Source organism: Paramixta manurensis (assembly GCF_013285385.1).
Lineage (GTDB): Bacteria > Pseudomonadota > Gammaproteobacteria > Enterobacterales > Enterobacteriaceae > Paramixta > Paramixta manurensis.
On record NZ_CP054212.1, the window covers coordinates 2,026,666 to 2,038,308 of the forward strand.

General features: G+C 55.7%; 10 protein-coding genes. 6 read left to right on the plus strand and 4 right to left on the minus strand.

The window, feature by feature from the left end; genetic code table 11:
* Positions 1-2: 2 nt before the first annotated feature.
* Genes PMPD1_RS09920 through PMPD1_RS09930 form a run of 3 tightly spaced genes read right to left on the minus strand, consistent with a single transcriptional unit; the run spans position 3 to position 3,041 of the window.
* Positions 3-356, minus strand: coding sequence for a 4Fe-4S dicluster domain-containing protein (locus tag PMPD1_RS09920; RefSeq protein WP_173633880.1), 354 nt, complete (start codon positions 354-356; stop codon positions 3-5).
* Positions 353-1,972: an FAD-dependent oxidoreductase gene (locus tag PMPD1_RS09925; RefSeq protein WP_173633881.1), complete on the minus strand. Its 1,620-nt coding sequence runs from the start codon at positions 1,970-1,972 to the stop codon at positions 353-355. The genes PMPD1_RS09920 and PMPD1_RS09925 overlap by 4 nt, the downstream gene beginning before the upstream one ends.
* On the minus strand, positions 1,950-3,041 hold the full coding sequence (locus PMPD1_RS09930; protein WP_173633882.1) for an ABC transporter substrate-binding protein: 1,092 nt from the start codon (positions 3,039-3,041) through the stop codon (positions 1,950-1,952). Before PMPD1_RS09930 ends, PMPD1_RS09925 begins: the two co-directional genes overlap by 23 nt.
* A gap of 352 nt (positions 3,042-3,393) precedes the next feature.
* Here PMPD1_RS09930 and PMPD1_RS09935 point away from each other — a divergent pair, with 352 nt between their 5' ends.
* Genes PMPD1_RS09935 through PMPD1_RS09955 form a run of 5 tightly spaced genes read left to right on the plus strand, consistent with a single transcriptional unit; the run spans position 3,394 to position 9,742 of the window.
* A complete protein-coding gene (locus PMPD1_RS09935; RefSeq protein ID WP_173633883.1) occupies positions 3,394-5,064 on the plus strand; it encodes an ABC transporter substrate-binding protein in 1,671 nt (556 codons plus the stop codon).
* Positions 5,061-6,044 carry an ABC transporter permease gene (locus tag PMPD1_RS09940; RefSeq protein ID WP_173633884.1) on the plus strand — a complete coding sequence of 328 codons (984 nt, stop codon included), beginning with the start codon at positions 5,061-5,063 and terminating at the stop codon, positions 6,042-6,044. Before PMPD1_RS09935 ends, PMPD1_RS09940 begins: the two co-directional genes overlap by 4 nt.
* The gene (locus PMPD1_RS09945; RefSeq protein ID WP_173633885.1) at positions 6,041-6,904 is read left to right on the plus strand and encodes an ABC transporter permease; all 864 of its coding nucleotides are present in this window, start codon (positions 6,041-6,043) and stop codon (positions 6,902-6,904) included. Before PMPD1_RS09940 ends, PMPD1_RS09945 begins: the two co-directional genes overlap by 4 nt.
* Complete coding sequence (locus tag PMPD1_RS09950) at positions 6,901-8,502, plus strand: dipeptide ABC transporter ATP-binding protein (RefSeq protein ID WP_173633886.1); 1,602 nt, start codon at positions 6,901-6,903, stop codon at positions 8,500-8,502. The genes PMPD1_RS09945 and PMPD1_RS09950 overlap by 4 nt, the downstream gene beginning before the upstream one ends.
* A gap of 22 nt (positions 8,503-8,524) precedes the next feature.
* Complete coding sequence (locus PMPD1_RS09955; RefSeq protein ID WP_173633887.1) at positions 8,525-9,742, plus strand: acyl-CoA dehydrogenase family protein; 1,218 nt, start codon at positions 8,525-8,527, stop codon at positions 9,740-9,742.
* Between the two features lie 109 nt (positions 9,743-9,851).
* Here the strand turns inward: PMPD1_RS09955 and PMPD1_RS09960 are convergent, their stop codons facing one another.
* Complete coding sequence (locus PMPD1_RS09960; protein ID WP_173633888.1) at positions 9,852-10,487, minus strand: GntR family transcriptional regulator; 636 nt, start codon at positions 10,485-10,487, stop codon at positions 9,852-9,854.
* A 289-nt stretch (positions 10,488-10,776) separates the two neighbouring features.
* On the opposite strand from PMPD1_RS09960, the gene PMPD1_RS09965 reads away from it, so the two are divergent.
* Complete coding sequence (locus PMPD1_RS09965; protein WP_173633889.1) at positions 10,777-11,637, plus strand: alpha/beta hydrolase; 861 nt, start codon at positions 10,777-10,779, stop codon at positions 11,635-11,637.
* The last annotated feature ends 6 nt before the right edge of the window (positions 11,638-11,643 follow it).

The following is an 11,643-nucleotide window of genomic DNA, read 5'->3' on the forward strand; positions in this document are numbered from 1 at the left end:
GTTTACTCCTGTTTTTGTCCCGCAGCGCGACGATGAAGATCGCGAATTAACCATGTTGGATCGCGATCTGCGCCGCCCGCTTTTCCCTGTTCCCAGCCGAGATGACGCGCGTAATCGCCAAAATAGCCGCGCACGGCGATCTCGTTTTCATCGACCGGCACCGGGCCTTCTGCATCGGGCGCAACATAGAGCGCATCGGTCGGACAGTAGATTTCACACAGGAAACAGGTCTGACAGTCGTTTTGACGACTGATAATCGGCGGCGCGCCGGGGCGTGCATCGAAAACATTCGCCGGACAGACCATCACACAACGATCGCAGGCAATACATTGCGCGGGCGAGATCACTTCGATCATAGCGACTCCGATAATGACAAAGGCCGATCCCACGCCGCACGTCCGGTACTTTTCAGCAGAATGTGTCGGTTGAGGGCGGGGTTAAGCGTTGGTTGATCAAGGCGACGATGAATACCGCGACTCTCCTGGCGCAGTAGCGCCGCTTTATACGTCCAGCGTGCCACGCTGAGCAGGGCGCGCGCTTCACGACGTTGCAGCAAACCGGGCATTTGCCGGTCGGCCTCACCATAGCCATGCAGCGAGAGTGTTTTATATAACTGGTACAGACGCGTCATTGAGTGCGTCATGCCCTCTGCGCTGCGGAAAAAGTTTTTCTCCAGCGGCAACATCTCTTCACGCACCGCGCGTAAAATCGTCTCGGCGTCAGGCCCTTCGGCACGACGACTAATCTGCAGATCGGCGCCGATACCGCCGAGATCCCAAAGTGCGGTGCGGCGGTGTTGTTGCTGGCGTCGCGCCAGGCTATGGCGTTGCCGCTGCGCCAGTAAGGCCGCCGCCTGACCGGCCGCGCGTCCGCTGGCGATGGCCCACGAAGCATTCGGACCGCCGCCGCCGCTAATAGCGCCATTCATCTGTTCACGGCTGGCGGCATCGCCAGCCGCATACAAACCGGGCACATCGGTGGCGCCGGTCGCTGCAATTAGCCGTAAACCGCCCAGACCACGCACCGTTCCTTCATTACGCAATATGATCTCGAACCGGTCGCTAAATGGGTTGATGCCCTGGCGATCAAACGGTACAAAGCAGTTTGGCTGCGATTGCCTGAGCAAGCGTTGTAACGCGGGATCAGCGCGATCAAGACGAGCATAAACCGGTCCGTTAAGTAACGCTTGCGCCAGTGCGCTTTGGCGATCGCCGGTTACGATTAACGGCTTTTCTTCGCGGTCGTAAAAAGTGGCCCATTGATAAATAATGCCTTTATTCATTGAGGTATGGCGCGGGGTAATACCATATTGCGCGCTGTACTCCATGCCAGATAGCACCGCTCCCGCCTGCGCGCCTAACAGATAACCGTCGCCGGTTAACCCGGCCGCGCCGAGAAAACGTTCGCCAAACGCGCAGCCGCCGGTCGCGAGGATCACAGCGGTTGCAGTTATGCGCCAGAAACGGTTTTTTTGCCGATGAATACCGGCAGCGCCCGCTACCCCTTCGCTGTCCTGCAATAGCGCCAGCGCTGGTGAGTGATCGTAGATAATCACGCCAGCCTGACGGGCTTTTTGCCGCATAAACCGCATGTAATCCGGCCCGCGCAGGTTGGCAATATAGGGCTGACCTTGTTGATCTTTCGGGAAGGGATATCCCCAGCGTAATAACTGGTGCAGCCCTTGCCAGGCGCCATCGAGCGTACGGCCAATCACGTCTTCATCCGCCATTTCGCCGGTCAGTTTCATTCGCCGCTGGATCTCTGCCTCGCGGTGTCCGGGCGCAACACACCAGGTGCCGGTGTTGGAAGGGGCGGTCGCGCCGCTGGTACCGAAATAACCTTTATCCACCAGAATAACGCGCAGCCCGGCTTCGGCGGCGCTGAGCGCGGCCCAGGCGCCTGCCGGCCCGCCGCCGATCACCAACACATCGGCACTTTCTTCGGTGGCCTCAGCGCGTAGCGGGAGCGTCATTACCGTTGGCCTCTTTTTGGGTCCACAACGTTTGATAACCAAACTGGGTGATGGCGTGATTGAGGTAGCTGTCGTCGACCCACTGCGCGACGTCAATATCGCGGCGGATAAGTTTGCTCTCGCGCGCAAAAGTAATGCCACGACGCAGATTGGCGCGATAATAGTCATCTAATAACGGGCTGAGGCGATCTTTAAGTAAATCGCCCTGATAGTCGCTTTCCAGGCTGGCGCGCGGGATTTGGGTTTGCGCCCAAATATCCAATACCTGACGCCGGTTTTTTTCATCAGAAGCAAAAGCCGCCGCCTGAACAAAGGCATCCACTACGCGTTGTGTTGCCTGCGGATAATGTTGTGCGAATTGCTCGGTTACCACTAATGAACCAAAAATATTGGCCGGATCGGTTTTTCCTTTGGTGCTATAAATCACCTCGCCAATGCCTTTATCGCGTAGCGGCAAAATATCCGAGTTGCCAACTACCACATCAATATCACCGGAGGTGAGCGCCGAGATTTGATCGGCGGCCTTTAAATCAAACAGTTGAATATCGTTTTCGGTTAAGCCCACGCTTTGCAACAACGTCGCTAGCGAGAGCTCCAAAATAGTGCCGCGCGAAACGGCGATCTTTTTTCCCTTCAGCGCTTTTAACGTATTAATGCCTGACCCATTACGGGCCAGCACGTAAATCGGGCTGCTACCATAAGAGGCCAAAATACGTGTGCGCAACCCCGAACCTCGCCCGACAATATTGGGTAACCCACCATAGTTGGCAAAATCCAACTGACCATTCGCCAGCGCTTCGTTAATCGCCGGGCCGGTGCCTTGCGGGAATTGCCAGTCAATTTTGACGCCATCGGCGGCGAAGGCTTTTTCCAGATAGCCTTTAGCACGCAATACACCAATTACCGCTGTTCCATAAGGTGTTCCGTAGGGATTGCCCTGACCGGCGATATGGATAACTTTTGGCAACGTTTCTGCCGCCTGTGCCGGTAGAGCGAGAGTGAAAAGAGTGTGTGCTATCACCACTGAAATAACCGCGCTGGATACGGAAGGTCTTTTTATTATTGCCACATCAACCCCTGGAACCAATGAATGATTAGGTTTCAGACTGAGGGAAAAAAGCGATCAGAGAAAACAATAAATCCGGCATTACTTATTTAGAAATGCACATTACTCGCCAAGGTGATGTTTATTGCGGTGGCGTGGCGCAATGGCGTCATCATTTTCAGATAACGATAGCAGAGAAGGGCATATTCTTTTTCTGGCTTTGGAAAGGAAAAAAACGTCATAGAAAAATGGCGGGCGGGTTGTTAATAATTTTCATCGAAAGCGTTAATAAAAAACGATGTTATTAAGCACATTATTTAATCGCTGATAGCACCTTCGGCATGATAATAATCCATTACTAATAGGCTTACGATAAATGAACAACCCTCTTTTGGCTTCTGCTAATGCAGGGCTCGCCGGGAAATCCTCACCCTTTAAATACACAGGTCTGGCGTTAGTGTTAGGTGTACTTGGCGTTGGGGTCTGGCACAGCGCCCACGCCGATCAGCCGGTCAATGGCGGAACATTAATTTATGCGACCGATCGTGAGCCAAGCTGCCTCGATCCACATGTTGACGGTGATATGCCGCAGGTTTTTATCGCACAACAGTTTCTCGATTCGCTGGTCTCGATGGATGAGAAAGGGCATATCGGCCCCTGGCTGGCGAAAAGCTGGCAAGTTTCGCCAGACGGCAAGACCTGGACCTTCCACCTCCGCAATGATGTGACATTTACCAACGGTGAAAAATTTACCTCCCAGGCGGTAAAAGCCAACCTTGACCATATGCGCAATCCGGCCACTCAGTCCTCTACTGCCGGAGGCTATATTCAGCAGTATCTCTCTACCGATACGCCGGATGATTACACGGCGGTCGTCCACCTCTCATCGCCGTATGCCGCCTTTCTTGAAGTGTTGGCACAGGGCTTTTTAGGCATTGAGGCCCCGTCGGCGTTGAAGCGCAGCCGCGATGAAAACTGCCAAAGCCCGGTGGGATCCGGGCCGTTTAAAGTGGTGTCGTGGGATCACCAAAATCAAGTGGTACTGGCGCGTAACCCAAATTATAACTGGGCGCCGCCTTATGCTCATCATCAAGGGCCGGCACGGCTGGAAAAGGTGATTTGGCGCTTTATTCCTGAACCTTCGGTGCGTTTTGCGGCTTTACGTAGCGGAAAAGTGGATGTGATTGAAGCATTGCCGCCGGAATCGGAGGCGTCGGCGCGTAAAAATCACGACCTTAGCGTGGTGATTAAGGATCGTCCCGGTAACCCGACTAACGGCGAGTTAAATACACGGCGGGCGCCGTTTAACGATGTGCGCGTTCGGGAAGCGTTTGTCCGTTCGGCAGATATTGACGGCGCGTTGGCCAGTATCTATTTCAATACGCTGAAACGCGCCAGTGGGCCGCTCAGCAGTGTCACCCCGTTCTATAGCGCGGCCTCCGCCCATACCGACGATTACGATCCGGTGCGGGCAGCCAAACTTCTCGATGAAGCCGGATGGCGGCAGGCGTCGGCGGGCGCGGTGCGGCAGCGTAATGGTCAGTCATTGACGGTACATATTCCGATTCGCGCCACCACCAGTAATGCGGAGCGAACCTTGTGGGAGCAGGTACAGGCCACCGCCGGTCAGGTTGGTTTCGATGTTCAACTGGAGCCAATGGGCGATACCGAAGCGAGCGAACGCCAGGGCAACTGGAATTACGATGTGACGCTGGATTACTGGAACACCAATACGGCGGATGTGTTGCGGATTGTCTTTGGATCGGCATTTCTCGGCGCGGCGGGCTCCGGTGGTTATCACCAGAATGGCTCCGGTTTTAATAACCCGCAGTTTGACCATCTGGTCGCCGCTGCGCTGGAGACGCAAGATCCATCACAACGTGCCGACCTGTATGCCCAGGCGCAGAAAATAGTGGCGGATAACTACTTACAGTTGCGCACCTATCCGCAAAGTACCCGGCTTGGCGTGTATAAACGCGCGCATGATGTCTGGCTGGAGCCGTCGCTGAGCGTCACTACGCTGTATGATGCCTGGGTGTCGCCATGAGTAGCCTGATTGAATCTACCTCGCCGGGCGTTCGTCGCGCCCGTCAGCTTGGGCAACGCCTGGCGTTGCGCGGAGTGGGCGGTGTGTTGGTGTTGTTGGCATCGGCAAGCGTGACCTTTTTTGCGCTGCATCTGACGCCCGGCGATCCTGTTCGCGCTATTCTCGGCGGGCCATCGGCTAATCCCACGCCGGAAACCATTGCCGCTGCGATTAAGGAGTTTGGTCTCGATAAACCGTTAATTGAGCAATATGGTATCTGGCTGCTACGGCTGCTGCACGGTGACTTTGGTCGCTCCTTCTCCCAGCATCAACCGGTAGTGGAGGTAATTCGCCAACAACTGGTTCCCACTTTGCAACTGACGGCGGCGGCGCTGTTCGCCGCCTGGCTGCTGGCGTTGATTTCAGTATTGGGTACTGCGCGCCGCAACCGTTGGCTTAGCGGGCTGGGATCGTTACTGGAAACCTTAAGTGCTGCGCTACCACAGTTTTGGCTGGCGCTGGTGCTGTTGGCGGTGTTCTCTTTTGGTTTGCAGTGGTTTCCGCCGGAGGGAAATGATGGGCTACTAAGCTTGGTGCTACCGGCGTTGGCGCTGGCGATCCCGCTCGCCGGGTTTCTTGCCCAAGTGATGCGTGAGGCCTTTGAACTGGCGCTCGACCAGCCATTTATTTTGTCGGCGCGGGCGCGTGGGCTCAGCGAATGGCAAGTTAGACTAGGTCACGGGCTGCGCCACGCCGTGCTACCCGGCGTCAGTCTTTCCGCCTGGGCAGTCGGTTCATTGGTCGGCAACTCGGTACTGGTCGAGTTAATTTTCTCGCGCCAGGGGCTGGGGCGTCAGTTGTACCAGGCGGTGTCACTGCAAGATATGCCGCTGACGATTGGCATTACGCTGTTTATCACTTTGGTGTACATCCTCACCAGCCTGCTGGTGGACTTTCTCTATACGCTGGTTGACCCGCGTTTAAGCGAGGTGCATGGATGAGCAGCTCCCCCACATTATGGCGAGACATCGCGCTGAAAAGCCCGGTGGCGCGCCGCCGGATTTCAGCCGGTACTTCACTGTCGCTGCTGTTTTTACTTTTCCTGTTGCTGGCGGCGGTTTTTCCTCAGTGGTTTAGCGCCGCCAATCCGTTGGGGATTGCGCCACGCGACGCTTTCCAGCCGCCGGGCTGGCAGCACTTTTTCGGTACCGACCAGTCCGGACGTGACATTTTTACCCGGGTTATTTATGGCGCCCGGCAATCGTTATTGATCGGGATTGGCGCAGTGGCGCTCTCAATGACCCTGGCAATTGCGCTGGGATTATTGGGCGGGTTAAGCGGAAAGGTCGGTCAACGTATGGTCGGCTGGACGCTGGATGTGTTGTTCTCTTTTCCTACGTTAATTTTGGCGCTGCTGTTTAGTGCCCATCTGGGTAATGGATTGGGGCCGTTGATGGTGGCGACCGGGATCGGCAACGCACCGGGTTATGCTCGCATGGTATACGGCCAGGTGCTCTCCACACGCCACGCGGGATATATCGATGCCGCACGGGCGTTAGGGCATTCGCCAGGCCGAATTATTCGGCGTCAACTGCTGCCCAATGCGATGCGTCCGTTGGTGGTTACCATCACGATGGGCGTTGGGCAGGCGATTGTCTGGTCTTCGGCGCTCTCTTTCCTCGGGCTGGGCGCCAAACCGCCGGCCGCCGAGTGGGGCACCATGCTGTCAATGGGGCGTGATTTTGTTGAGCAGGCGTGGTGGCTAACCTTTTTTCCCGGCTTGTTTATCGTGTTGACCACGTTGTCTACCACCGTTTTTGGTCGTTACTTACAACGCCGTATTGAGGGAAGAACCCAATGAACGATTCAACGCTGGTCGTCGAAAAACTCACGGTGGAGATTGGCGTCGGCGATCGTCGCCGACGCGTGGTACAGGATATTTCGTTCACGCTCGCGCCGGGTAAAGTGGTGGCATTGGTTGGTGAATCCGGGTCGGGTAAAAGCGTTACCGCGCGTGCATTGGTCGGGTTAGTGGCCGAACAGAGCCGGGTAACGGCGCGCCGGTTTAACTATGGTGCGCACGACCTGCGCCAGATAAAGCAAAAACAGTGGCGCGCATTACGTGGCAAATCGGTGGGTTTCGTGCTGCAGGACGCGCTAGTCTCGCTCGACCCGTTGCGTACTATTGGGGATGAGGTGATTGAGGCGTTGCGCGCGCATGGCTGGGGTAATAAGGCCGCACGCCAACAAAGAATGCTGGCGCTATTGGCGCAGGTCGGGCTGCCCGATCCTGAACGCATTGCACAGCTTCGCGCCGGGGAACTCTCGGGCGGCTTACGTCAGCGGGCATTGATCGCCACCGCTCTGGCGCTCGACCCGCCGATTCTGATTGCCGATGAACCCACCACCGCGCTGGACACCACCGTGCAAGCGCAAATCATCGCGTTGCTCGCCACGCTACGCCAGCAAGGACGCGGATTGTTATTGATCAGCCACGATTTAGCGCTGGTGTCGCGGCTGGCGGATGAAATCATTGTGTTGCATCACGGCGTGGTGGTCGAACAGGGCGCAACGCGGCAGATACTTTCCGCCCCGCGTCATGATTACACCCGCGCGCTGCTGAATGCCGCGCCGGGATCGCATCCCCGTACTGTTCGTACTGACGAACCGCCTGCTGCGCCGCTCTCGCCGCCAGTGTTGGCGGCGCGTAATTTGGGGAAAACCTTTCACCGTGCCGCCCACCGCCATACCGCCGTCCATGACGTGAGTTTTACTCTGCCTCCCGGTCAGACGCTCGGCATTATTGGCGAATCAGGTTGTGGTAAAACCACCACCGCCCGGTTGGTGATGGGGCTGCTCACACCGGATGAGGGCGAGGTCACGTTTAATGGCGAGCCGTGGGTACGGGCTGCGCCGCAAGAGGCCATCAGTGAACGGCAGCGGCGTGAAAAACGGCGTCAGCTCAGCATTATTTATCAGGATCCGCTCAGTTCATTCGATCCACGCTGGAGCGTGGCGCAAATTTTAAGTGATGCGCTGGATGCCGCCGCTATTCCGCGCACGCAGCACCCTGAGCGTATTGCCGCGCTACTGGCTCGCGTGCGCCTAACGTCTGACTATGCCGGACGTTGGCCGCATCAACTCTCTGGCGGCCAGCGCCAGCGCATTGCCATTGCGCGCGCCATCGCGACTGAACCGCAGGTCATTATTTGCGATGAGCCGGTATCGGCGCTAGATGTCTCGGTGCAGGCGCAGGTGCTTGATCTGCTTGCTGACCTGCAGGATGAACTTGGGGTGTCTTATCTGTTTATTTCGCATGATTTGGGGGTGATACGCCATATCTGTCACCACGTACTGGTTATGCAACAGGGCCGGGTGGTGGAACAGGGCGCGCCGGAGCAACTGTTCCATGCGCCTCAGCACCCCTTCACGCAGAAACTGATTCAGGCCGCGCTATAACGCTAATTAATCTGAGGAATGTATGACACAACGTTACACCGCATGGGGCCAAGGGCCAGATGACAATTACGCTGAACTGGCGGCGCGTTTCCGTCCGCTATTTGAACGTATTCGCGCAGATGCCGAGCAGCGTGAAAACAGCCGGGAATTGCTATTTGAAGCGATAAGCTGGCTTAAACAAGCCCGTTTTGGCGCGTTACGCCTGCCGGTAGCGGAGGGCGGTTTCGGCGCATCGTTACCGACGTTGTTTAGCTTGCTGATTGAGTTGGCTGCCGCTGACTCTAATGTGGCGCAGGCGCTGCGTGCGCATTTTGGCTTTGTTGATAATTTACTGCTCTCGCCGGATCGGCAACGACAAGGGCGTTGGTTTCCACGTATTGCGCGGGGAGATTTGGTGGGCAATGCCTGGAGTGAGATTGGCGATGCCCGCCAGGGACAATTCTCTACGCGTGTGACGATCAACGCCGGGCGAGCGACATTGCGTGGTGAAAAATATTACACCACCGGTTCGTTGTATGCCGATTGGATCAATACCGGCGCCAGTGGCGAAGACAATCAATCGCTCAATGTGGTGGTGGCGCGTACCGCACCGGGCGTGGAGGTGGTTGATGACTGGAATGGGTTTGGGCAACGCTTAACCGCCAGCGGCAGCGCACGATTTGTCGATGCGCCGGTTGATATTGAGGATGTGATTATCAACACGGCGCAAACCTCTTCGGAACCCGCCTTTTATCAACTGGTACATTTGGCGACGCTCGCCGGTATTGGGCGAGCGGCAGCAGAAGATGTAGCGTTGGCCGTCAGACAGCGCCAGCGTAGCTACTCGCATGCGACTTCGCCATTGCCCGCCAACGATGCGCAAATTCTGCAAATTGTGGGGCAGGTACATGGCGCCGCCTACGCGGCGGGCGCAGTGGTGCTTCAGGGCGCGCGGGCGCTTGAACGGGCATTTGACCTACGTCATCAGGCTGAGCTGGGCGATGAAGCCAACGCGCAAGCGGAGTTAGAGATTGCGCAATCCCAAACGGTGGTCTCCGATTTAATTCTGAATGCCGTGACGATTTTGTTTGATGCGTTGGGCGCTTCGGCTACCGTGCGCGAGCGGGCGTTAGATCGCTACTGGCGCAATGCGCGTACCTTAACGTCGCACAATCCGCGGGTGTATAAAGACCGGATCGTGGGCGATTACGCGGTAAACGGTACCGCGCCGGGCTATCAGTGGCGGATTGGTAAAGCGTAGTTAATGCCGTTTACGGAAAAACCGCGATCCACACCCGCGCTTCCACAGAAACTTATCGTAATAAATGGATGACGTTAAGAGAGAATAAAAGGGTTAGAGCCGCTGGACGCTAGCCGTGCCGGTGTGGATTATCTTCCTGAATAATATGTTGATTAATCAGTTTCGCCAACGCGTCGGTATCTTTATTACTGATAGCTTCCACCATTAAAAAGTGCTCCTGAGAAGACTTCACCACCCGCGCATGCGAATTCCACTGCCCGAGCGCGGCTGACGGCACCCGGCTGCGCAAATCAAAAATGAGCTCAACCATATCCTGATTGGCACAGGGCGCCAGCAGGGCGCGGTGAAAGGCGAGGTTGGCTTCATACTGCTCCAGTAACGTGCCATATTGCGTGCAGTGTTCAAATTGCCCGGCGCAGTGGCGCAGCCTTTGCAGCGAAGCGTCATCGGTATGCGCGACAATATCTGCCGCCGAGGCGCTTTCGAGAATAGCGCGGATGGCGGAAATATTGCGCCGTTGCTGCTCATTCGGTGAATAAACGTGATAACCGCGATTGGGCACGTGCTGCACCAGCCGCTCAATGACCAACTGATCCAGCGCGCGGCGAACCTCGCTGCGGCTACAGTTATAACGTTCCGCCAGTTCAACCTGCTTTAACCAGCTACCGGGTTTAAACTCACCGGTATTGATATCCATCGCCAGGCTGTTTGCGACATTCACCAACACGCTTTTACGTTGCTTCATTAGGTTATCCCTTTACTCATTTCTGCCGGTCAATAATGCTGGCTGCGCAGCATTTTCGCCAGTTTTCTCCGGCTATCATTCGGTTTTCATCTGACGACAATACGGCTGACTGACTATTTAATGATAAATAACAGTAGGTTAAATCACGTCTTTCGCTTTCCTTCCTCATAATCTCGCTAAATTGTGACATGAACCAGATCTTTTGTTAATAAATTGTTTTTTAAATTGGCGCCAATTTTGGTTTTATGATTGAATCGATTTCGAACAGTTATCGAACAGGAAATCAGGGATGCAAAATACCGATGTAAAACCGGAGGCAGAGAGTGCGGCACAACGCAGCCATGCGCTCTATTTTCGTGGCAGTACCACCATTTTTGCCTGCCGCCAGGATCCACGCTTTCAATATTGTCTCTATGTGCCGCCCGCTTTTGATGCCGACCGCCGCGCCTATCGGCTAGTGGTCGCCATGCATGGCACCGGACGATCAATGACGCAATATCGCGATGCCTTTGCCGAATTTGCTCGCTACAACCACTGTGTGGTGCTGGCGCCGCTATTTCCGGTGGGGCCGTTGGGCGACGGCAACTCGCATGGCTTCAAATACATCATTGAGCAAGATATTCGTTATGACCAAGTGTTATTGACCATGATTGACGAAGTTAGCGCCTCGCTGGCGCATGATTTCGGTCGCTTCCTCCTGTTTGGTTACTCCGGCGGCGGACATTTTGCTCACCGTTTTCTTTACATCCACCCGGAGAAATTACTCGGCGTCTCAATTGGCGCACCGGGTTCGGTCACGTTACTGGATGAAGAGCAGGAGTGGTGGGTTGGCGTGCGCGATTTTGAAGCGCGTTTCCACAAACCCCTTAATTATGAGGCGATGCGCCAGGTTGCCGTCCATTTGGTGGTGGGCAAAGTCGACATCGAAACCTGGGAAATCACCCATCCGGCGGACGGCAAATATTATCAACCCGGCTGCAACGATGCCGGAAGCACGCGGGTTGAGCGTAATACAGCCTTACTTAACAGCCTACGCGCCCATGGGATCGACGCAGTACAAGATATTGTGCCCAACGTGGGGCATGACGGTATGAAGGTGCTCGATCAGGTGAAAGATTTCTTCCTCCATGTTTTGCAGCAAGCACGTTAAGGAGCC

Bases quoted from the DNA above. Each gene is read 5' to 3' on its own strand.
- PMPD1_RS09920 (WP_173633880.1), bottom strand. From the start codon at position 356: ATGATCGAAGTGATCTCGCCCGCGCAATGTATTGCCTGCGATCGTTGT.
- PMPD1_RS09925 (WP_173633881.1), bottom strand. From the start codon at position 1,972: ATGACGCTCCCGCTACGCGCTGAGGCCACCGAAGAAAGTGCCGATGTG.
- PMPD1_RS09935 (WP_173633883.1), top strand. From the start codon at position 3,394: ATGAACAACCCTCTTTTGGCTTCTGCTAATGCAGGGCTCGCCGGGAAA.
- PMPD1_RS09940 (WP_173633884.1), top strand. From the start codon at position 5,061: ATGAGTAGCCTGATTGAATCTACCTCGCCGGGCGTTCGTCGCGCCCGT.
- PMPD1_RS09945 (WP_173633885.1), top strand. From the start codon at position 6,041: ATGAGCAGCTCCCCCACATTATGGCGAGACATCGCGCTGAAAAGCCCG.
- PMPD1_RS09950 (WP_173633886.1), top strand. From the start codon at position 6,901: ATGAACGATTCAACGCTGGTCGTCGAAAAACTCACGGTGGAGATTGGC.
- PMPD1_RS09955 (WP_173633887.1), top strand. From the start codon at position 8,525: ATGACACAACGTTACACCGCATGGGGCCAAGGGCCAGATGACAATTAC.
- PMPD1_RS09960 (WP_173633888.1), bottom strand. From the start codon at position 10,487: ATGAAGCAACGTAAAAGCGTGTTGGTGAATGTCGCAAACAGCCTGGCG.
- PMPD1_RS09965 (WP_173633889.1), top strand. From the start codon at position 10,777: ATGCAAAATACCGATGTAAAACCGGAGGCAGAGAGTGCGGCACAACGC.